Below are 21,777 nucleotides of genomic sequence, written 5' to 3' on the forward strand. Positions count from 1 at the left end.
CCCCCGGACAGGCTCTTGTGGCCTGCGGTCCGCGCGCCGGCCGGACGACGGCCCCCGCGCATCAGTAGGCCCCCTGGCCATGGAGCACCGCACGCAGCGTCTTCCACAAGATCACTGTGTCCAGGGCGAGCGACCAGTCCTCCACGTACCGCAGGTCGAGGCGCACCGCCTCCTCCCACGGCAGGTCGCTGCGTCCGCTGATCTGCCACAGGCCGGTGAGCCCGGGCTTGACCAGCAACCGACGCCGGATGTCCGGGCCGTACGCAGCGGACTCCTCCGGTAACGGTGGCCGCGGACCGACGAGCGACATCGATCCGGTGAGCACGTTGAAAAGCTGCGGGAGCTCGTCGAGCGAGTACCGGCGCAGCACTGCTCCCACCCGGGTCACCCGCGGATCCCGGCGGAGCTTGAACAGCAGCCCCGCGCCCTCGTTGAGGTCGGCCAGCTCGGCACGTGCCCCGTGGGCCCCGGCGACCATGGTGCGGAACTTGAGAATGGTGAACTCGTGGCCGTCCTTGCCGACTCTGCGCTGGCGGTAGAACACTCCGCCCCGGCTGTCCACCAGTACGAGCAGCCCGACGAGCACCATCAGCGGTGCGAACAGCATCAGCAGGATCGCCGCGCCCACCCGGTCGACGACCCCTTTGACCGCCCGGCGCCCCCCGGTGAAGGTCGGCATGCTGACCCGCAGCAGCGGGATCCCGAGCACTGCGTCGACGTGCAGCCGCGGGCCGGCCACCTCCATCAGCACGGGGGCCACGACCATCTCGGCATCGCTGCCTTCGAGGTTCCAGGCCAGCCGCTGCAGCCGGTCCGGTGACCAGTGCGGGTCCGGTGTCACCGCGACGACACGGTAGCCGTCGTGGCGGACGTGCTTGGCGACGTCCGCCAGTTGCCCGACGACCGGCACTCCGTCCAGATGGTCACCGTCGAGCCCGAGACCGTCCGTCGTGCACACCGCATCCACCCGCCAGCCGAGGTGCGGGAACTTGCGGGTTCGGGTGATCAGGTCGCGCACGGTGGCCGGGCTCCCGGCAGCGAGGACCGGTCGCAGGCACCGTCCTTCCTTCCGCTGTTTGTGCAGCCAGAGGCGGAGGAGATACCGCGCGGTCATGGTGATGAGCGCGATCGCGGGGATCGCGACGAAGATCCAGAGCTTGATGTTGCGCGAGGTGAGGGCGATCCCGCCGAGCGCCAGTACGACGGTCGCCGTGAACAGTGAGCGTCCGAGCCTGCGGAATTCCTCGGCGCCCTGGCCGAGCACGGCCGGAGCCCACGACCGGCTCACCGCAAGCGCCCCCAGCACCAGCAGCTCGGTGCCGAATGCGAGAATTCCCCACTTCTCATGCCAGTTGGCCGCGTCCCGAGCCCCGAAGAAGTTGCCGATCGCCGCCACCACGAAGGCGGTGGCCACGGTATCGCTGGTGATCACGGTACGGCGGTACCGCTGCTCCCAGCCGATCGCGAGCTGGCTGATTGCCCCGTTCGTCAGACGCCCGCGCTCTGACGGAAACGGGCTGACTAATCCCCCCTGCCGCACAGAACCCCCCAGGTCCCCAGTGGTTCGACGTGTTCGCCCAACACTGTTCCTCCCCCCCCCCCCGGGAGGCCCCGCCCCCCGCACTGTTCCTCCCCTCGGGAGGCCCCCGCCCCCCGGCGCCGCGCTGTTCCTCCCCTTGGGAGGCCCCCGCCCCCCGCGCATGACATCCCGGCTATTTCGGAGCTACCTGAACAACCCACCCTGGCGGCAGCAGACTCGCATGCCCTGCCAGGCTCTCGAGGTGCGCGGGAACCCGTCGAAACCTCGGGTGCTCCCCGCACCCAAGGCCCCTCTCGGGCTCCAAGAATTGATCATCCCCACGTCTGGCGCCGGGGACGTGACTGCTGGCCTTCCGTGGCGCCGGACCTATGGATCACTATTGGTCGCCTCGTGATCGAACAGCTGAAGCACGGTCAATCTAGACCATCGAGGCCAGTATGTAGAGAGGATGTGTGTAATTTGTGCGCAAGCTTTGAGGCTGGATCCACCGATCGGTGATCCGCCTGCGGGTGCCTTGACGCCACCGCGCGCTCCAGCAGCTCGCCCGGCCCCCGGGCTCGGCTCTACGCGGTAGTGATCGGCGAGCTGCAGCGGCCCTTCTGCGGCGCCCAGTTCGGCAACAACTTCCCGCTGTTCGCGCACTACGGCGTGCCGCTGTGGGTGCGCCCGAGCGCTCGTGACGCTCATTCGACGCTCGTTCTGATGGCGTGTCAGGTGTCGTGCGGCCTTTGGTCGGTCGGTACTCGACAACGGTTTGCTGGCTGCCTACCAGCAGTGCCACTTCACCTCCGACTACTGGCGCAACTACACCGTCATCGGGGACAGCGGCCGACTCGAGAACTTCGGTGACGGGCCGGGCGGCGTCGTCAAGGTCTGGAACTCCCGCCGCTCGGAACACCGTACCGACGCCGATGCCGTCCACAAGGTCGCGGGTACGAAGGACCGATACTGGGCAGGCGCGCCCACCTCCTACGGTATGCCGGGGCCGCCGGCTGGGCCGACAACTACGGCAGCCCCGAGATCCACCACGCGCACCGAGCCTGGCACCGAGGAAGCGCACGCATGCGCCGAGCCGCGTGGTGACATCAGTCGAATCGGGCGGTGAAGCGCCGCCGCAGGTCGGTGTAGTCCCAGGCGGGGAAGAGCCCGGGAAAGTGGTCCAGCGGGTCGGTGTGCCGCTGGATCCGGATCGCCGCGAGCTGCCCTGCCGCCGTGAGCGGGGTGTTGTCGATGACGCGCAACTCGGAGCAGGGCTCGGCCCCTGGCCAGCCGGAGGGGATCAGATCGGGCGGATGCTTGTTCATTGCGCTGAACAGATCGGTGATGCGGAACTCGCCGCCCAGCTCCGGCAGACCCGCGCGGGGTGCACCCCGCCAGTGGTTGGCGAGCTCGCTGATGCGTGGACTGTCCACGCATAGTTCGGAGCTGAGCACCACGCCGTCCCGCTCAAGTGGGTAGCCGAACAGCGCCGGTGTCTTCTCGAAGATCTGGCCCAGCTCGCCGGTCGACGACCTTAGGGAGGGGTGAACCCTTCCGCTGGGTGTGTTCTCGCAGGTGACTGCGTTGGCCCGACTCTCCATCCCGTTAACAGAACGGGCGGCGGTGCCCGGGGGCCTCAGACGTGCGCGATCTCCACTCCGGCGGCCGGGAGATGCTCCTTCGCCCAGGCGCCGAGTGGCCCCAGGGCCTCGTGGAGGGCGACTCCGGACGGGGTCAGGGAGTACTCCACGCGCAGCGGCAGCTCCTCGTAGACCTCGCGGTGCACCACACCGATCGCTTCCAGCTCCCTCAGCTGCTGGACCAGCACCTTCTCGCTGATGCCCGGTATGAGACGGCGCAGTTCACCGAAGCGCGGGGCGTGGTGGTAGAGCGCCCAGAGGATCAGCACCTTCCACTTGCCGCCGACGGCATCCATCGCGGCGTCGGTGCCACAGACATACGAACCCTTCTTCATGCGTCCGACTCTACGGGCCGCGTCTGACAACGGACTTGGCGGACGGGACGACGGGGCGGCGAGACCGGTTGTCAGCGGGCGACGGTGAACCGCCGGCCGACGTGCCGCGGGCTCTCGACCTCGTCGACGAGCGCGACGGCGTAGTCCTCGGCGGTGATGTAGCTGTTGCCGTCCGCGTCGGCGACCAGCTGGTCGTCGCCCGTGCGGTACGTCCCGGTGCGCTCGCCCGGCTCGATGGTCGCCGCCGGGCTCAGGCTGGTCCAGCGGACGTCACCGACCGTGCGCAGGAACTCCAGCGCCTCGCCGTGGGCGTGCATGATCTGCAGGAGCCAGTCCGGCAGGCCGGGGGCGTCCCACACCCGCACCCCGGGCGCGGTCTCCAGGCTGCCCGCGCCGCCGACCGCGATCAGCCGCGGGGCGCCGTCGCCGAGCGTGCGCAGCCCCGCCACCAAGGACCGGGCGGCGGCCGGGATGAGCTGCTGGTGGCCCGGCCCGTCACCACCGCCGACGGCGCTGACCACGACGTCCTGCCCCTTGGCCACCGCGGCGACGGACGCCGGGTCCAGGACGTCACCGGTGGTCACGGTGAGCTTCGGGTGGTCGGCGGTCAGTTTGGCGGGGTCGCGGACGACGGCCGTCACCTCGTGGCCGCGGGACAGGGCCTCGTCCAGCACACGCCGTCCGATGGTGCCGGTGGCGCCGAAAAGGGCGATCTTGGTCATGGTGTTTCTCCTTGGTGTTCGAAAGGTTCGAAACGGCGGGGCCGAGGTGCCCGGGTGGCGGGCTTCAGCGGAAAGTCGGCGGGCTTCCCCGGAAAGGGGATCCAGGTGTCAGGGCAGGAGGGCTCAGGCCAGATGCCGGTCCAGCGCGGCGGTCAGCTCGTCCGCGGAGGAGACCGGGCCGCCGAGCCGCCGGGGCCCGCCCGGGGTGTGCAGCAGCAGGGTCGGGAAGCCCTCGACGCCCAGCGCGCGCACCTCCCGGACGTCCTGCCGGGCCTCGGCGTGCACGGCCGGATCGTCCAGTGCCCCGGTCACCGCACGCGGGTCCAGGGCGAGCCGGTCGGCCAGGACCTCGTACGTCGCGGGGGCGGACAGGTCAAGGCCGTCGCGGTAGAAGGCCCGCTGGAGCGCGCCCGCGAACTCGACCTGCCGGGACGGCACCTGGCGGCGCAGGGCCACCAGCCCGACCGCCGGGCCGGCCGAGTCCAGGACCATGCGGCCGTCCGCGAGCAGTGCCTGGAACGGCGCGCCGAACTCGGCGCCGGTCAGCTGGGTTATGCGCTCGTTCGCCGCGGGGATGTAGGGATGCGCCGACAGGGGCCCGGCCCGGCCGCCGGTGAACAGGCCGCCGCTGCGGACCCGGACCTCGACGCGATCGGCGTTGCCCGCCGCGAAGGCGCGCAGCGCCGGGCCGAAGCCGTAGCACCAGCCGCAGTACGCGTCGAAGGCGTACGTCAGCCGGACGCGCTCGTGGGCCATGGGGACTCCTTGCACTTTCCTGTGGCTGTTTCGGTCAACGGTGTCCACGCTACGTTCATCGCGGCAGGTGAGCGAGGTAGCGTGGTGACTCGCTATGGTGAAAAAGCGACACGATGCGATTCCCGAGGTCCTCTACCGGGCACCGGCGGGGACCCCGCCGGGCGTCGAGGTGATGTCCCTGAGCGAGCTTCGCCGACGTGCTCCGGAAGGCGAGTTCGACGCGCCGCAGCGGCCGCGCTTCCACTCCCTGTTCGCCATCGAGTCGGGAACCGCCTCGCACACCGTCGACTTCACGGGCTACACGCTCGGCGCGGGCACCGTGCTCTGGGTGCGGCCGGGACAGGTGCAGCAGTTCGGCGACCTGACGGCGATCGAGGGCACGCTGGTGCTGTTCCAGCCCGGTTTCCTGACCCCGGAGACGGCCCGGGCCGCCCGGCTTGACGACCGGTTCGGCGGTACGTGGTGGCAGCCGGTGGGGGACGACCGCGAGGCGGTGTCCGCGGCGTTGCGGCATCTGGAGTACGTCTTCCGGTCGGGGCGCGGGCTGCCCGCCGAGGTGCACACGGCGATGCTCCGCCATCTGCTCGCCGTCCTGGTGCTGTGCGTCGCGCATCAGACGGCCCCGGCGGGCAGCCCCGTACCCCGGCCTTCCGAGACCTACCTGCGCTTCCGTGACGCCGTCGAACGCGATTTCGCGCGAACCCACCGGGTCGCGGACTACGCGGAGGTGCTCGGCTACTCGCCGCGTACGCTCTCCCGCGCCACGCTGGCGGCGGCCGGAGTGGGGGCGAAGGAGTTCCTCGACCGCCGGGTCGTGCTGGAGGCCAGGCGGCTCCTCGCGCACAGCGAGCTGCCGGTGGCGCGGGTCGCCGCCCAGACCGGGTTCACCGACGCGGCCAACTTCTCCAAGTTCTTCCAGCACCGCACCGGCCAGGCGCCGGGGGCGTTCCGCGACGCCGTGCGCGGTGAGGCTACGGGCGGTGACGTGATGGGCGACGGCCGTCCGGATGGCGCGGCCGGCTCACCGGTGCATTTGCCAAAACGGGATATTTCGGATTGATTCGAAGGAGGGCGGCGACTCTTCCCGCCACCTCTCCCCGGGCTGGGAGCGGATCATGCTGTTCAACGACCGCACGGACGCCGGGCGGCGCCTCGCCGCGCGCCTGGAACGGCTGCGCGACGAGAGGCCGATCGTCGTCGGGCTGCCCCGGGGCGGGGTGCCCGTGGCCTACGAGGTCGCCCACGTGCTCGGCGCGCCTCTCGACGTCATCATCGTCCGGAAACTCGGCGTCCCCTTCCACCGGGAACTGGGCTTCGGCGCCATCGGCGAGGGCGGGGCGCGCGTCATCCACGACGACATCGTCCGCATGAGCCGTGCCAGCAAGGACGAACTCGCGGAGGTCGAACGGCGCGAGGAGGCCGAACTCGACCGGCAGGCGCGGCGGTTCCGAGGCGACAGGCCCCGGCTGAGCCTGGCGGGCCGCACGGTGGTCGTGGTCGACGACGGCATCGCGACCGGCGCGACGGCCGAGGCCGCCTGCCGCGTGGCCCGCGCCCAGGGCGCGGCGCGCGTCGTCATGGCGGTACCGGTGACATCGCCGAGCGCACTGGGCCCGCTCAGCGCCGAGGCGGACGAGGTGGTGTATCTGTCCGCCCCTGCGGGGTTCGCCGCCGTGGGGGAGTGGTACCGGGACTTCTCCCAGACTCCGGACGAGGAGGTCATGGACCTGCTGGCCAGGGCCGCGGCGGAGCAGCCGGGTCCGGTCCGGGACGCGGACCGGGAAGGCGCCGAGGACCCGGAAGACACGGCAGGCCCGAACCCAAACCCAGGCCCAAGCTCAGCCCCGGATCCCGGCGGCCCGGACCCGGACCCCGGCGGCCCGATCTCGGATCCCGGCGGCCCAGGCCCGAACCCAAACCCAAACCCAGGCCCAGGTCCGGACCCGGATCCCGGCGGCGCGAACCCCGGCCCCGAGCCGAGGCCCGAAGGGAGCGCAGCTCCGAGTTCCGCGGCCGGCCCCGCCACCGTCCTGATCCCGGTGGCCGACGGCGCGGTGCGGTTGCCGGGCGATCTCACCGTCCCCGAGGGGGCGCCCGCCGTCGTGCTCTTCGCCCACGGCAGCGGCAGCAGCCGCCACAGCCCGCGCAACCGGGCGGTCGCCCAGGAGCTGAACCGGGCCGGCCTGGCCACCCTGCTGTTCGACCTGCTGACCCCCGAGGAGGAGATCGACCGGGCGAACGTCTTCGACATCGGGTTGCTGGCGGGGCGGCTCACCGAGGTGACCCGGTGGGCGCGCCGGGCCTCCGTGCCCGTCTGCTACTTCGGTGCCAGCACCGGAGCCGCCGCCGCGCTGCGCGCCGCGGCCGAACCCGGAGCGGACATCGCCGCCGTCGTCTCCCGGGGTGGCCGCCCCGACCTGGCGGGGGACGACCGGCTTCCGCACGTCGCCGCGCCCACCTTGCTGATCGTCGGCGGCCGCGACACGACGGTACTGGACCTCAACCGCCAGGCCCAGGCCCGGCTCCGCTGCGAGAACCGGCTGTCCGTCGTCCCCGGGGCGGGTCATCTCTTCGAGGAGCCGGGCGCGCTGCGGGCGGTCTCAGACCTCGCGCTTGAGTGGTTCCGCGCGCATTCTTGAAAGACGACGCAGAAGGGTGACACAGGAGGTGGTCCCCCATGGAGACGATCGTGGGATGCAACATCGAGATGGAGTTCCACGAGATCGACGCCACCAAGACGGAGGCGGCGGTGCGGGTGCGACTCCACGACGGAACCGAACTCAAGGCGCACGGTGTGGCCCACCGGCACCCCGACGACCCGGCGCAGCAGCGGGTCGGCGAGGAGATCGCGGCAGCCAGGGCGCTGAACGACCTCTCCAAGCAACTGCTCGACAAGGCGGGGGTGGACATCGAGGAGGTCACGCACGTGCACGCGGACCTGATCCGCTGAGCCCCCTGTCCGACCCGGTCATGGGCTGAGTCCCCGCCCGTGCGGCCCCGTCACGCCGGAAGCGGCGGGGTCGGGAGAGGACCCGCCGCAGGCGGGCTATCCGTGGGCCTGGAGCACGCCTTCGGAGCAGTCGCGGTCCGCGCGCCCGGCCTGCCGGGGCACGCGCACCCGGCGGGTGGACGGTACCGGCACGCCCGTGCCCGGCTCCCTGCCGGTGCGGGCGCTGTCGCGCCGGTCCAGGACGTGCTCCGCGGCCGTGTCCACGCCCGTGCCGACGACGCCGGGCGCTCCCGGCCCCGTGGGCGGCTCCTCCGGGGTGTCCGCGTCATGGGCGGCCGTATCCGCGCCGTGCCGGGCCAGCAGTACCAGGCCGGCGCTCGCCACGGCCCCGGCGAGCAGTGCCAGCAGCGTGCCCGCCGTCCCGTGCCGGAAGTGCTCCCCGAGCGCGGCTATGCCGACCGCCGTGGCCACCACGGGGTTGACGACGGTGGCGGTGGCCAGGGGAGCGGTCAGCCCGGCGCCGCGGTAGGCCGCCTGGGACAGGAACACCCCCGCCGCCGCGAGGAGCACGATCATGACCAGGCTGGGCAGCCCGTCGGCCCACGCGGTCCAGGTCCACCCCACGGTCACGTTCTTCGTGAACACCGACGAGACACCGAACGCGGTGCCCGCGGCCGTGGCCAGGACGACGCTGCGGACGACGGGCCGTCGTATCCAGCGCGCGGCCAGCGCGAGCACGGCGATGGAACCGACGGTGACGGCCGTCAGCCCGGCCCGCTCCCCGCGGGACAGCGACTCCGCGGGCGAGGACCCGGTCAGCGACAGCAGCCCTGCCAGCCCCGCCGTCGCCAGGACCGCGCCCCGCCAGCCCGAGGCGCCGACCTCGCGGCGGACGAACAACGCGGCCATCGGCAGCGCGAAGACGATGGTCAGCGCGCCCAGCGGCTGCACCACGCTGAGCGGCCCGTACGCGAGCGCGAGCACATGCAGCACCGCACCCGCGCCGTTCAGCGAAACGGCGGCCCACCAACTCCCGCGCCGCAGCGGGGCGTACGACTGTCCCGGCGTGGTGGCCGCCACGTGCTCCTGAAGGATGGCCCCGGCGGCGTAACAGACCGCCGAGACCAGAGCGAGCAGCACGGACAGCGCGAGCGCGGTCACGTCGGGACCAGCCGCGCTGGTCGGTCATCGTCCATGTTCCTACCCTGGCCTGGAACCCGCGCCGGGTCGTCGTCCCTGAGCACGCATTTTCATGTACTACCGACGGAGTACGACCCACGGCCCAACTCCCTACCTGGGCCGTACGCCCGACCACGTCGAGGCACTCTCGGACGATCTCCACCCGGAGGTTCTCCACCTCGATCGACCTCCACCCCGATACGGTTTCCTACCCGTTCGGCGCGGACGGGATGCGCGTCAGCGGCCGGGCCGGGTGCCGAACAGCGGGTCGGGGAACCGGGCCCATTCCGCGGCCCCCAGGGCGAGTTCGCCGTCGTCCAGCAGCGCCGCGTCCAGCCCGGTGCGAATGCGGTCCTGGTCCAGGCCGCCACCGGTGAACACGATCTCGTTGCGCCGCTCCCCGTAATGGTCGTCCCAGAACCAGGCGGCCAGCGTGCGGCGTTCCGGCGACGCGCGGCGCCATGCCTCGGCGTCGTCGCGCGCCAGCCAGCGCCCTGCCTCCGCCAACTCGACATGCCCGCCGGCCGACCGCCAGACGACGATCGTGTCCGGGCGGCCGGCGAGCCACAGATGCCCGCGGCCGCGCACCACGCCGGGCAGCACCCGGTGCAGCGCCTCCGCCAGCCGCTCGGGGTGCAGCGGGCGCCGGGCCCGCCACAGCACCGAGGACACCCCGTGGTGCACCCCGCGGCGGCACACACTCGACCCGGCCAACGGGTCCAGCCGGTCGGCGGGATCGGCCGGCAGGGCCCGGCCGCCGGGTGTCACCGCGGCCGTCAGCTCGGCGGCGTCCACGCCGTCGCCGAGCACCGTGGCCGAGGGGTTCAGGTGGCCGAGCAGCGCCTGGACGCCCGCGTGCCGCCCCGCCGTCTCCGGCGGAGCGCCCCCGGTGATCAGCACCCCGGCGCCCTCCGCCTGCCGGGCGGCGGCCTCGGCCAAGGTCAACGGGGCTGGCCGATCCGCGTCGCCCCACACCGGCACGGCCTGGTGCACGCACCGCAGGTCGGCGAGGAACCGGTCGACATCGAGGGCCGCGACGACCGGGGCGAGCTCGTAGCGGGAGGCGAGCGGGGTGGAGCCCAGCGGCGGCCGCCACACATCCGCCAGGAAGGGCGTGACGTCGATGTGCTCGGGCAGGGACAGGACCACGTGTGGGGCGCGCTCTGCGCGGGAGAGCTCCAGCAGGTCCTGACGGAGGATCACGGAAGGGATGCCGGTGGCGCCGCGCGCCCACCGCTCGTGCGCACCGCCGCCCGAGATGAAGCGCTGTACGGTGGGGCGCCCGCCGCTCTCGTGGCCCTGGCCATGCCCGCCGTTCCCGCCGCGCCCGCCGCTCTCGTGGTCCTCGCCATGCCCGCCACTCTCGCCGCGTCCGCCGCCGTCGGCGGCCCGCAGCGAGACGGAGAGCACGATCGCCCGCGGCGCGGCGCGCAGCAGGATTTCCAGCGCGCGACCACGCATCTCGGGGGTGTTGCCGTACACGACGCTCAGCAGGCCCCGGGTACGGCCGCTCTCGTCGGCCACACCCGGGATGCTATGCAATTGGAAATCATTTTCACAACTGGGGTTCTCGCGGGGTCCTCGCCGGGGTTCTCACCGGGGCGTGTAGACCACCCACACCTGGCCGCGGGCGAAGTTGAGTTCATCGCCGCTCGGGGTCGTGAACTCCGTACCGTCCTCGGCGTCCGGCCGCACCCAGCGTGCCTGGTACGACTTGCCGTCGCGCAGCACCTCGGCCGTGCCCGACCCCGTCGTGTCGGTGAACGGCGACACGCTGCCCCACCGGTCGCGGAAGCGGGAGTCCCGGATGTCCACGTGCTGGATGACGACCGTCGCCGCCGCGAGCCGCTTGCCGTCCGTGGTCGCGGCGGGTGTCCCGTCCATCGACACCAGCCACCGCTTCTGCTCGCCGGACCAGGAGAACCCGAACCGCGCGGCGGGATAGCGCACCGTCTCCTGCTGGACCGGCCGGCCGCCGCTCGCCGGGGCCGCGCCGAAGTGGAACCCTATGTCCTTGGCGTCGCTCGCGTCGGGGGCGGCGCGCAGCGCGGCTGCCGGGCGTACGAAGAGGTTGTGCGGCGCGGCCCGGTCCCCGCTGCGGACGAAGGCGTCGGGCGCGCGGCCGGGCGTGATCGGATACAGCGGGGCGTCGTCGATGACCGGCTCGAGCCTGGACTGCGCCCCCGAGTACGCCAGGGCCGGCCGGCCGAACTGCCGCAGCAGGTCCAGATCGGACTCGCGGGCGCTGCGCACCGGCCCGACCAGGGGCGGCAGGTCGGAGGAGAAAATCGCCAGAATGCGGCTGAGCCCCGCCTCCACCCGCTCCACGTACACGACGTCGGCCCGGTCGACCCCGGTCTGCGGGCGGGCGGGCGCGACGTTGTCGATCTTCACGGCGAGCACCGGGCGCGGCTCGGCAGGCTCCCCGGTGAACGTCGACCTGCCGTCGGTCTTCTTCTTCCCCCCACCGCCGCCGTCGCCTTCGCTGTCGCAGGCCGGCAGCGCGAGCAGTACCGCGGCCGCGAGCACGGCGAGCGCTCGTCTTCCGGCCCCACCGACCCGATTGACCCGCACGGCTCTCACCTCTTTCGGCTCCAGCTCACCACGTACCCGGCCGCCGCGCACCCGCTGGCTCAGCGGCGTGTCGGCAGAGGCATCTTGCCCGGCGGGTCGTGGCCGAAATCGGCGCGCGATGACCCGGGCGCGTCGTTAATCTGAGGCAACGGATCGCTACCGCGTCCGAAGTGCTGTGACATCGAACCCCACCGGGCGTCCGGCGCCCGGTAGCGCGTGCGTCGGCACATCCGGTCCCGACACGAATGGAGTGTGCGGTGACACCCGAGAAGACCAAGCGGAACGAGGCGTCGGCCGACCGCGAGGAGCGTCCCGCCAGGAACGGCGAGCTGCGCAGCCTGGAGGTGTGGGCGAGGTCCGCGCCGATCCGGCTCGCCGGCTACGAGGAGGATCTCGCAGAACCGCACATCCTTCCGGGAGTCGACTGAAGGTCCGGGGCCGACGGAAGGTCCGCGCATCGGCGGTACCTTGCGTCAGTGGTGTCAGCGGTGGGTTCGGGTCAATCTGGGGCTCCGCCCCGGACCCCGGTTCGGGCTGGAGAGGGAACCCACTGACGGGTGCGGGAGTGAAGCGGCCGGTCGCCGTGCCGACCGGCCTGCTGATGCTGCTCACAGGGTGCTTCGACGGCGGCCCGCGGGACCGCCCGAACCGTGGACCGGCTGCACGCCGACGGCCGCAAGGTGATCTGCTACGGAAGCGGCTCGACCTGGACGCGTGGTTCCGCCCCGGCTGATCGCTGCTGCCAGCGGCCGGCCCCGTGAGCCGCGACCAACTGGTGGTTAAGTTGCCTGGGTATACCGCCTCTGGCATGGGCTGGTGCAGTCCTTCCCGCCATGGCAGGATGCGTCTCGACGGAACCCTCGGCTTAACCACCGGTGAGAGTGAAGGGAGGTCGGGATGGCGCCCGGCAGCGACACGGCACCGAACAGCGAGGGCAGCCCGCTGGCGGGCCGGCTCAACTACCTGTTCGCGAACATGCACCCGCCCGGCGCTCCCTACACCAACGGGTACGTGGCGGAGGAGATCAGCGGCGGCGACGCGTACGGCGGCGTCCGCCTCAGCGAGCAGTACCTGTCGATGCTGCGCAATGGGAAGCGCACCAACCCCAGCCCCGACGTCCTGCGCGCGCTGGCCAAGTTCTTCGCTGTGCCGGTCGGCTATCTTCTCGGAGACCTTTCGGAGTCCCAGACGGAACGCGTGGAGGAGGAGGTACGGTTCCTCGTCGCCATGCGCGACCAGCGGGTGCGCGGAATCGCGCTGCGCGCTGTGGGCCTCCCGCCGGAGGTCCAGGACAGCCTCACCACGATCATCGCCCAGTTCCGCCAGCAGATGAACCTGCCACCGGATCCGGCCGGACCGGGTGAGTCGGACGGTGAGGCACCGCGTGAACAGCCTCGTCGATGAGACCGACCAGCTGTTCCTCACCTGGCGGCGGACCGGATGCGAGGACGGTGCAAGCATGCGAGTGCGGCGGATCCGCCGGCAGTGCAAGCAGCTCATCCAGGAGCTCGGCCTGCCCGCGTCGACAGACCTTCAGGGCCTGTGCGACATCGTCGCGCGCCGCGTCGGCCGCCCTGTCCGGCTGGTGCCGATGAGCCTGGGCGGCGTGGTCTCCGGCATGACGGCCAGCACCGACGAGGACCTGTGGATCTTCTACGAACTGAAGACCTCCCCCTGGCACCAGATCCACATCGTGTTGCACGAGATCGGGCATCTGCTCCTCGGCCATGACCACGATCCGGCCGTCACCGAGGACGCCCTGCGGATGTGGGCCCCCACCGTCGACGTCGCCACCGCCATGCGGCGCATGGGGCTGGCCCCGGGATTCGCCCGCCACCACTGCTACGACGACCTCACCGAGCGTGAGACCGAGGTCCTCGGCACCCTGCTGATGGAACACGTGGTGCCCACCGCTCCCGACCGCAACCTGCCGTTGGAGGGCCGGGCGGCCGAACTCGCCGCCGCGCTCGGCCCCGCGCTGCGCCACGTCCGCAGCGGCGACCGGCCCACCGGAGACGACGGCAGCGCGGGAGACGACGGCGGCGCGGGGGACGGCGGGAACGGCGCGGACAGCGGGCCCGGCGGAGGCGCCCGTGTTTGACCTCGTCTACCTGTGCTTCGGCGCCGCGGCCTGGACGATCGTGGCCTACAAGGCCCGCGCCTGGTTCCGCGACCGCGCCAACACCGACCTCGGTCTGGCATGTCTCATGACCGGCGGCGTGGCGAACGTCTTCGTGCTGTCCGCCCCCAGCGTGTACCGCTGGTTCGACCGGCTGGTGGGCGTGGCGAACCTGGCGATGGTCTTCCTGTACTCCTCCGTCGTGGTCTTCGCCACCGGCGCCCTGGTGCTGCTGCTGCGCTGGACCGGGTCGGCGATACGGCCCCGCACGGTGGTGGCGGCCGTCGCGGCGCTCTGGGCCGTCGCCGTCACCGGCTTCGCCGTCGGCCGCCCGGACTCCGTCGAGCACCCGCGGGACTTCAGCACCGCCTACGCCCACGCCCCCGGCGTCGTCACCTTTCTCGTGCTGTATCTGGCCATCTTCGGCGCCGCGCTCGCCGGGCTGGGACTGCTGTGTCCGCGCTACGCCGCGAGTCTGGAGGGCTCCTGGCTCGCCCGGGGCCTGCGGGTGCTGGCCGTCGGCTGCTGGCTGGGCCTGGTCTACTGCGCCTGCAAGCTCATCGGATTCGTCTTCTCGTGGGCGGGCCGGGACCTGCCCTGGCTCTCCAACGGCGTGGCCCCGCTGACGGCTTCCGTCGCCGCTCTGCTGGTGCTGTCCGGCTTCGCCATCCCCGCGATCGGCCCCCGGGTCTCGGCCTGGCGCCGGCTCCGGCGGCTGGAGCCGCTGTGGCGCGCGGTCACCGACGCGGCCCCCGAGGTGTCCATGGGCCGTTCGCGCTGGTCCACCTGGTGGCCCTTCTCCGATCTGGAGTGGCGGGCGAACCGGCAGATGGCGGAGATCCGTGACGTACAGCGCGGCGTGCGGCGCTATGTGGAGGCCGAAACCCTCGACATCGCCCGTGTCAAGGCCCGTGCGGCGCGGTTGGGCGATTGGCAGGTTGCTGCCGTGGTGGAAGCAGCGGCGCTGCGCCGTGGTTTGCAGAACCAGGCGGCGGGACACGTCCCGGCGTCCGGCGCCGACAGCGTGGTGGTGGCCACCGGCGCCGGCCTGGCCGAGGAACACGAGCACCTGGCCAGGGTCGCCGACGCCTACCACCTGCCGCTGGTCGACGCCGTGCTCGACGAGCTGAGAGAACGGACCGTCGCCCGCGGCGAGTGAGGCGCGGGACCGCAGTCGAGGTGGCCCTGGACGGGGGTCGGGGCCGCCTGTGGCACAGGGCGGCGCCGGGGAGACCCGGCGCCGCCCCTACGCCATTCCGGTGCGGACCGGGCCCGGGCGCCCGGTGCGGAGCCGCACACGTAGGGGCCGGGCCAGAGCGGTACACGTATCGGGGCCGGGCCGGAGCCGGGTATGCGGCGCGGTCGGTCAGGGCGCCTGCGCGGCACCCAAATGCCGCGTCTAGAGTCGGTGTTCATGCAGAGCACCGCCACGCCCGGCACCCCGGAACCGATCGACACGACCACCTTGATCCCGGACCCGTACACCGCCCTCGCCCGGCTGCGGGAAGCCGGTCCGGTGCACCGGATCCGCTACCCCGACGGTCAGACCGCCTGGCTCGTCACGCGGTACGACGACGTCCGGCAGGCGCTGGCCGACCCCCGGCTCGCCCTGGACAAGAGGCATGCCCTCCCCGGCAACTACCAGGGGTTCCGCCTGCCGCCCGCCCTGGACGCCAACCTCCTGAACATGGACCCGCCGGACCACACCCGGGTGCGCCGGATGGTGGTCAAGGCGTTCACTCCGGGCCGCGTCGAGAAGATGCGTGAGCCGATCCGGCGGATCGCGGACGCGCTGCTGGACGCCGTCGAGGCCGATGGCGGCATGGACGTGATCGCCGACTACTCCGGGCCGCTGCCCGTCACGGTGATCTGCGATCTCCTGGGCGTCCCGCAGGACGACCGGCCGGACTTCCGGGCCTGGACCGACGCGATGGTCACTCCGGACCCCCAGCGGCCGGAACTGGCGAAGGAAGCCGTCGGCCGCATGCTCCGCTTCTACACCGGCCTGATCGCGAGCAAGCGCGCCGAGCCGGGCGACGACCTGCTCTCCGATCTGATCGCCGTCCGCGATGACGAGGACGGCAGCGACGGGCTCAGCGAGGACGAGCTGACCTCGCTGGCCTTCCTCATCCTCTTCGCCGGGTACGAGAACGTCGTCCACCTCATCGCCAACTCCGTCCTCGCTCTGTTCGACCACCCCGAGCTGCTGGGCGAGCTGCGTGCTCGGCCCGAGCTGATCGCCCCCGCCGTCGACGAGTTCGCCCGCTACGACGGCCCGGCTCCTCTGGCGATCCGCCGCTTCCCGCTGGCGGACACGGAGATCGGCGGTGTGACGGTGCCCGCCGGGGAGACGGTGCTGGTGTCGCTCGCCGCCGCCAATCGCGACCCCGCGCACTTCAATGAGCCGGATCGGCCGAATCTCCACCGCGGCCATTCCGGGCACCTTGCCCTCGGTCATGGGATCCATTACTGCCTGGGCGCGCCCCTGGCCCGGCTGGAGACGGAAATCGCCCTCAGCGCCTTGCTGGAGCGCTTCCCGCGGCTGAGGCTCGGCGTTCCGCGCGAGGAACTGCGGCACCGTCCCACTATCCGCGCACGTGGCTTGATTTCGCTCCCGGTTTCCTGGTGAAGGCAAAAGCGAACACGTTTTTGATGCAGGGGACCTCTTCCATGCGGTAGAAAGGTGCTGTGCCTGCCCGGTGTGCATCCCCCGTCGCACCGGGCAGGCCTTTGTGAGCTCCCGGGCGGGCTCTTGATGAGCAGCCCCGCCACCCAAGAGAGCAAGCTCACAGGTGCGGCCACTCTGATGGGCTGACCAGCGCACACTAGCCTTCCGTCCATGACGGTCCTGCCCGACGGGCTTCCCCTAGCCGCCGAGTTCCCGGACGCTACCCGGGAACAGTGGTGTCACTTGGTCGAAGGCGTACTGCGCAAATCAGGCACACACGATGCCTTGGGCGCCGACGCCGAACAGGCGCTTGCCACCGCGCTCCAGGACGGCGTCTCGGTACGTCCCCTGTACACCGCGCAGGACGCACCCGGTGATGCCGGATATCCGGGATTCGCCCCGTTCCTCCGCGGCGCGCGGGCGGAAGGCTCGGCGGCCTCCGGCTGGGACGTGCGTCCCCGGCACGCCCACCCCGATCCGCGCCGCACCAACGAGGCCGTCCTCGCGGACCTGGAGAACGGCGCGGCGTCGGTATGGCTGGCGGTCGGCGCCTCGGGCATCCCCGTCCACGCCCTGCCACAGGCCCTCGACGGCGTCTACCTCGACCTGGCCCCCGTGGTCCTCGACGCGGGCGCCGACTTCGAATCCGCCGCCCGCGCCCTGCTGCGCCTGTACGCCGACCGCCAGGTGCCCGCGCGGGCCGCGCTCGGCAACCTCGGCGCCGACCCGCTCGGCCTGGTGGCCCGTACCGGCCAGGACACCGACCTGGCCGCCCACCTGTCCGCCGCCACCGGCCTCGCCCAGCTGGTCCACCGCGACCACCCGGGCGTGCGGACCTTCACCGTGGACGCGCTGCCGTACCACGAGGCGGGCGGCTCCACCGCCGAGGAGCTCGGCTGCTCGCTGGCGGCCGCCGTGGCGTACCTGCGCGAGCTGACCGCCGCCGGACTGCCGGCCGAAGCCGCCTGCGCGCAGCTGGAGTTCCGCTACGCGGCCACCGCCGACCAGTTCCTGACCATCGCCAAGTTGCGCGCCGCCCGGCGCCTGTGGGCCCGCGTGGCCCAGGTGTGCGGGGCGGACGCGGCGGGCGCGCAGCGCCAGCACGCCGTGACCTCACCGGTCATGATGAGCCGCCGCGACCCGTGGGTGAACATGCTGCGGACCACCGTCGCGAGCCTGGCCGCCGGAGTCGGCGGCGCCGACTCCGTCACCGTGCTGCCCTTCGACCACGCCCTGGGCCTGCCCGACGACTTCGCCCGCCGGATCGCCCGGAACACCTCCACCATCCTGCTGGAGGAGTCGCACCTGGCCCGGGTGATCGACCCGGCCGGCGGCTCCTGGTACGTCGAGCGGCTCACCGACGACGTGGCGCGCGCAGCCTGGGCCTGGTTCCAGGAGATCGAGCGCGCCGGGGGGCTCGCCGAGGCCCTGGCCTCCGGCCTCGTCCGCGACCGGATCGCCGCGACCTGGGAGCGCCGCTCGCGCGACCTGGCGCGCCGCAAGGAACCCATCACCGGCGTCAGCGAGTTCCCGAACCTGGCCGAGCAGCCGGTGACCCGCGAGCCGGCCCCCGCCCCGCTCGGTGGCGGCCTCCCGCGGGTGCGCCGCGACGAGGCGTACGAGGCGCTGCGCGCCCGCAGCGACGCCGCCCTGGCCGCCGACGGCACCCGCCCGCGCGTCTTCCTGGCCGCGCTCGGCCCGGCCGCCGCGCACACCGCCCGCGCCTCTTTCGCCGCCAACCTCTTCCAGGCGGGCGGCATCGAGGCCGTACACCAACCGGCCTCCGTCGACGCCGAATCGGTGGCCGAGGCGTTCGCCGCCAGCGGCGCCCGGATCGCCTGCCTGTGCTCCAGCGACGCGCTGTACGCCGAGCAGGCCGTCGCCGTCGCCCAGCGACTCAAGGCCGCGGGCGCGCTCCGCGTCTACCTCGCCGGCCGCCCGGGCGAACTGCGCGAGACGTACGAACAGGCCGGAGTCGACACCTTCGTCTTCGCGGGCTGCGACGCGGTCGAGGTCCTCTCCTCGGCTCTCGACACCATGGGAGAGACGCGATGATCCCCGACTTCTCGTCCGTCGAACTCGACGGCCCGGCCGCCCCGGCGAGCGGCGACGCATGGCGCGCCGCGCTCCGCGAGTCCACCGGCAAGGACGTCGACGCCCTGGTGTGGGACACCCCGGAGGGCATCGGCGTCAAGCCGCTGTACACCTCCGAGGACCTGGCGGGCCTCGACTTCCTGGGCACATACCCGGGCATAGCGCCCTATCTGCGCGGCCCGTACCCGACGATGTACGTCAACCAGCCCTGGACCATCCGGCAGTACGCGGGCTTCTCCACCGCGGAGGAGTCCAACGCCTTCTACCGCCGCAACCTCGCGGCCGGGCAGAAGGGCCTGTCCGTCGCCTTCGACCTGCCCACGCACCGCGGCTACGACAGCGACCACCCCCGGGTCACCGGCGACGTCGGCATGGCGGGCGTGGCGATCGACTCGATCTACGACATGCGGCAGCTCTTCGACGGCATCCCGCTGGACCGGATGAGCGTGTCGATGACGATGAACGGGGCCGTGCTGCCGGTCCTGGCGCTCTACATCGTCGCCGCGGAGGAGCAGGGCGTACCGCCGGAGAAGCTGGCGGGGACCATTCAGAACGACATCCTCAAAGAGTTCATGGTCCGCAACACCTACATCTATCCGCCGCAGCCGTCGATGCGGATCATCTCGGACATCTTCACGTACACCTCGCAGAAGATGCCGCGCTACAACTCCATCTCCATCTCCGGCTACCACATCCAGGAAGCGGGTGCCACGGCCGACCTGGAACTGGCCTACACCCTCGCCGACGGTGTGGAGTACCTGCGCGCGGGCATCGCCGCCGGAATGGACGTGGACGCCTTCGCGCCCCGGCTCTCCTTCTTCTGGGCGATCGGCATGAACTTCTTCATGGAGATCGCCAAGTTGCGCGCGGCCCGGCTGCTGTGGGCCAAGCTGGTCAAGCAGTTCGACCCGAAGAACCCCAAGTCGCTGAGTCTGCGCACCCATTCGCAGACCTCCGGCTGGTCGCTGACCGCGCAGGACGTGTTCAACAACGTGACGCGTACGTGCGTCGAGGCGATGGCCGCCACCCAGGGCCACACCCAGTCGCTGCACACCAACGCCCTCGACGAGGCCCTCGCGCTGCCCACCGACTTCTCCGCTCGTATCGCCCGGAACACCCAGATCCTGCTCCAGCAGGAGTCGGGTACCTGCCGCGCCATCGACCCCTGGGGCGGCAGCGCGTACGTCGAGAAGCTCACCCACGACCTCGCGCGGCGGGCCTGGCAGCATATCGAGGAGGTCGAGGCCGCGGGCGGCATGGCCAAGGCCATCGACGCGGGCATCCCCAAGCTGCGGGTGGAGGAGGCCGCGGCGCGCACCCAGGCGCGGATCGACTCCGGCCGCCAGCCGGTCATCGGCGTCAACAAGTACCGCGTCGACAGCGACGAGCAGATCGAGGTGCTCAAGGTCGACAACTCGGCGGTGCGCGCCCAGCAGATCGACAAGCTGCGCAGGCTCCGCGCCGAGCGCGACGAGGCCGTCTGCCAGGACGCGCTGCGCGCGCTGACGGGGGCGGCCGAGTCGGGGCCGGGCAGCGGCTTGGAGGGCAACCTCCTCGCGCTCGCCGTGGACGCGGCCCGCGCCAAGGCCACCGTCGGTGAGATCTCCGACGCACTCGAGAAGGTGTACGGACGCCACTCCGGCCAGATCCGTACGATCTCCGGTGTGTACCGAGAAGAGGCAGGACCGTCCTCCTCCGTGGAGAAGACCCGTCGGCTCGTCGACGCGTTCGAGGAGGCGGAGGGCCGCCGCCCGCGCATCCTGGTCGCCAAGATGGGCCAGGACGGGCACGACCGCGGTCAGAAGGTGATCGCCACCGCCTTCGCCGACCTGGGCTTCGACGTCGACGTCGGCCCGCTGTTCCAGACGCCGGAGGAGGTGGCGCGGCAGGCCGTCGAGGCCGACGTCCACATCGTCGGCGTCTCCTCGCTCGCGGCGGGCCATCTGACCCTGGTGCCCGCGCTGCGCGAGCAACTGGCCGAGGCGGGCCGGGAGGACATCACCATCGTCGTCGGCGGCGTCATCCCGCCGCAGGACGTCGAGGCGCTGCACGAGGCCGGTGCCGCCGCCGTCTTCCTGCCCGGCACGGTGGTCCCGGACGCCGCGTACGACCTGGTCAGGTCGCTCGCCGAGGACCTCGGCCACGAGCTGGGGGAGAACGAGGAGACGCGTTGAGCACGGTGCGGCCGACCGGACGGCGGCGGAGCATCGACATCGACACCTACGCCAAGGGGGTGCTCGACGGGTCGCGCGCGTTCATCGCGCGCGCGATCACCCTCGTCGAGTCCACCCGGCCCGACCACCGCGAGCTGGCCCAGCGGCTGCTGATCGAACTGCTGCCGCACGCCGGCCGGGCGCGCCGGGTCGGCATCAGCGGGGTGCCCGGCGTCGGCAAGTCCACCTTCATCGACGCCCTGGGCACCATGCTCACCGGGCTCGGCCACCGGGTCGCGGTGCTCGCCGTCGACCCGTCCTCGACCCGGACCGGCGGGTCCATCCTGGGGGACAAGACCCGGATGGAGCGGCTGGCGGTCGATCCGGCGGCGTTCGTCCGGCCCTCGCCGAGCGCGGGCACGCTCGGCGGGGTGGCGCGCGCCACCCGCGAGTCCATGGTGGTCATGGAGGCCGCGGGCTACGACGTCATCCTGGTGGAGACCGTCGGCGTGGGCCAGTCCGAGACCGCCGTGGCGGGCATGGTCGACTCCTTCCTGCTGCTGTCCCTGGCCCGCACGGGCGACCAGCTGCAGGGCATCAAGAAGGGCGTGCTGGAGCTGGCGGACGTCGTCGCCATCAACAAGGCCGACGGCCCGCACGAACGCGACGCCAAGTCGGCGGCGCGCGAACTGGCGGGCGCGCTCAGGCTGCTGCAGCCCGCCGACGCGCCGTGGAACCCGCCCGTCCTCACGTGCAGCGCGCGCGAGAGCACCGGTCTCGACGTGGTGTGGGACCGCCTGGAGCAGCACCGGAAGGTCCTGGACGCCTCGGGCGCGCTCCAGGCCAAGCGCCGCGACCAGCAGGTGGAGTGGACCTGGTCGATGGTGCGGGACCAGCTGCTGGCGCGCCTGCACGGACATCCGGGGGTGCGGCGGCTGGGACCGGTGTTGGAACAGCAGGTACGCGAGGGGACGCTGACGGCGACGCTGGCGGCGGACCGGCTGCTTGAGGCGTTCGGCACGGCTGACGGCTGACGGCTGACGGCTGACGGCTGACGGCTGACGGCTG

At 72.3% G+C, this 21,777-nt stretch carries 19 protein-coding genes and 1 pseudogene; 12 read left to right on the top strand and 8 right to left on the bottom strand.

What is annotated here, in order from left to right:
* Positions 1-61 precede the first annotated feature (61 nt).
* Positions 62-1,540: a sugar transferase gene (locus ACQUSR_RS31640; RefSeq protein ID WP_431046497.1), complete on the bottom strand. Its 1,479-nt coding sequence runs from the start codon at positions 1,538-1,540 to the stop codon at positions 62-64.
* Positions 1,541-2,282: 742 nt separating this feature from the next.
* Between ACQUSR_RS31640 and ACQUSR_RS31645 the strand changes: the two are divergent.
* A pseudogene (locus ACQUSR_RS31645) lies at positions 2,283-2,460 on the top strand (gfo/Idh/MocA family oxidoreductase); the annotation flags it as partial.
* Positions 2,461-2,625: 165 nt separating this feature from the next.
* Here ACQUSR_RS31645 and ACQUSR_RS31650 read toward each other — a convergent pair.
* The 4 genes from ACQUSR_RS31650 to ACQUSR_RS31665 all read right to left on the bottom strand — a co-directional run bounded on the left by ACQUSR_RS31650 (position 2,626) and on the right by ACQUSR_RS31665 (position 4,972).
* Entirely contained in the window at positions 2,626-2,952 is a 327-nt protein-coding gene (locus ACQUSR_RS31650) for a hypothetical protein (RefSeq protein WP_431046499.1), read from the bottom strand.
* Between the two features lie 203 nt (positions 2,953-3,155).
* The gene (locus ACQUSR_RS31655) at positions 3,156-3,494 is read right to left on the bottom strand and encodes a winged helix-turn-helix transcriptional regulator (RefSeq protein ID WP_431046501.1); all 339 of its coding nucleotides are present in this window, start codon (positions 3,492-3,494) and stop codon (positions 3,156-3,158) included.
* A 71-nt stretch (positions 3,495-3,565) separates the two neighbouring features.
* Entirely contained in the window at positions 3,566-4,216 is a 651-nt protein-coding gene (locus ACQUSR_RS31660; RefSeq protein ID WP_431046503.1) for an NAD(P)-dependent oxidoreductase, read from the bottom strand.
* 123 nt (positions 4,217-4,339) lie between these two features.
* Positions 4,340-4,972, bottom strand: a complete 633-nt coding sequence (locus ACQUSR_RS31665) for a DsbA family protein (RefSeq protein ID WP_431046505.1) — start codon at positions 4,970-4,972, stop codon at positions 4,340-4,342.
* A gap of 94 nt (positions 4,973-5,066) precedes the next feature.
* Between ACQUSR_RS31665 and ACQUSR_RS31670 the strand changes: the two genes are divergently transcribed.
* From ACQUSR_RS31670 to ACQUSR_RS31680, 3 genes are read left to right on the top strand one after another with little or no spacing between them, the layout of a single operon-like run.
* A complete protein-coding gene (locus ACQUSR_RS31670; RefSeq protein ID WP_431046507.1) occupies positions 5,067-6,032 on the top strand; it encodes a helix-turn-helix domain-containing protein in 966 nt (321 codons plus the stop codon).
* 55 nt (positions 6,033-6,087) lie between these two features.
* Entirely contained in the window at positions 6,088-7,611 is a 1,524-nt protein-coding gene (locus tag ACQUSR_RS31675) for an alpha/beta family hydrolase (protein WP_431046509.1), read from the top strand.
* Between the two features lie 38 nt (positions 7,612-7,649).
* Entirely contained in the window at positions 7,650-7,922 is a 273-nt protein-coding gene (locus ACQUSR_RS31680) for a DUF1876 domain-containing protein (RefSeq protein WP_431046511.1), read from the top strand.
* A 96-nt stretch (positions 7,923-8,018) separates the two neighbouring features.
* Here ACQUSR_RS31680 and ACQUSR_RS31685 read toward each other — a convergent pair whose 3' ends face one another.
* The 3 genes from ACQUSR_RS31685 to ACQUSR_RS31695 form a co-directional block, all read right to left on the bottom strand.
* Positions 8,019-9,083 (bottom strand): DMT family transporter, encoded by a 1,065-nt coding sequence (locus ACQUSR_RS31685; RefSeq protein WP_431046513.1) that lies wholly within the window; start codon positions 9,081-9,083, stop codon positions 8,019-8,021.
* Positions 9,084-9,338: 255 nt separating this feature from the next.
* Entirely contained in the window at positions 9,339-10,625 is a 1,287-nt protein-coding gene (locus tag ACQUSR_RS31690; protein WP_431046515.1) for a GTP-binding protein, read from the bottom strand.
* 69 nt (positions 10,626-10,694) lie between these two features.
* Positions 10,695-11,675, bottom strand: a complete 981-nt coding sequence (locus ACQUSR_RS31695; protein WP_431046517.1) for a DUF3048 domain-containing protein — start codon at positions 11,673-11,675, stop codon at positions 10,695-10,697.
* A 257-nt stretch (positions 11,676-11,932) separates the two neighbouring features.
* Here ACQUSR_RS31695 and ACQUSR_RS31700 point away from each other — a divergent pair, with 257 nt between their 5' ends.
* The 8 genes from ACQUSR_RS31700 to meaB all read left to right on the top strand — a co-directional run bounded on the left by ACQUSR_RS31700 (position 11,933) and on the right by meaB (position 21,743).
* On the top strand, positions 11,933-12,103 hold the full coding sequence (locus ACQUSR_RS31700) for a hypothetical protein (RefSeq protein WP_431046519.1): 171 nt from the start codon (positions 11,933-11,935) through the stop codon (positions 12,101-12,103).
* Between the two features lie 469 nt (positions 12,104-12,572).
* Positions 12,573-13,079 (top strand): helix-turn-helix domain-containing protein, encoded by a 507-nt coding sequence (locus ACQUSR_RS31705; protein WP_431046521.1) that lies wholly within the window; start codon positions 12,573-12,575, stop codon positions 13,077-13,079.
* 55 nt (positions 13,080-13,134) lie between these two features.
* A complete protein-coding gene (locus ACQUSR_RS31710) occupies positions 13,135-13,776 on the top strand; it encodes a hypothetical protein (RefSeq protein ID WP_431047966.1) in 642 nt (213 codons plus the stop codon).
* Entirely contained in the window at positions 13,769-14,953 is a 1,185-nt protein-coding gene (locus ACQUSR_RS31715) for an MAB_1171c family putative transporter (RefSeq protein WP_431046523.1), read from the top strand. Before ACQUSR_RS31710 ends, ACQUSR_RS31715 begins: the two co-directional genes overlap by 8 nt.
* 255 nt (positions 14,954-15,208) lie before the next feature.
* Complete coding sequence (locus ACQUSR_RS31720; RefSeq protein WP_431046525.1) at positions 15,209-16,423, top strand: cytochrome P450 family protein; 1,215 nt, start codon at positions 15,209-15,211, stop codon at positions 16,421-16,423.
* 210 nt (positions 16,424-16,633) lie between these two features.
* Positions 16,634-18,517 (top strand): methylmalonyl-CoA mutase small subunit, encoded by a 1,884-nt coding sequence (gene mutA, locus ACQUSR_RS31725; protein WP_431046528.1) that lies wholly within the window; start codon positions 16,634-16,636, stop codon positions 18,515-18,517.
* The gene (gene scpA, locus ACQUSR_RS31730; protein ID WP_431046530.1) at positions 18,514-20,730 is read left to right on the top strand and encodes a methylmalonyl-CoA mutase; all 2,217 of its coding nucleotides are present in this window, start codon (positions 18,514-18,516) and stop codon (positions 20,728-20,730) included. Before mutA ends, scpA begins: the two co-directional genes overlap by 4 nt.
* Entirely contained in the window at positions 20,727-21,743 is a 1,017-nt protein-coding gene (gene meaB, locus ACQUSR_RS31735) for a methylmalonyl Co-A mutase-associated GTPase MeaB (protein WP_431046532.1), read from the top strand. The genes scpA and meaB overlap by 4 nt, the downstream gene beginning before the upstream one ends.
* Positions 21,744-21,777 lie beyond the last annotated feature (34 nt).

This window comes from Streptomyces sp. P1-3 (assembly GCF_050613155.1).
GTDB lineage: Bacteria > Actinomycetota > Actinomycetes > Streptomycetales > Streptomycetaceae > Streptomyces.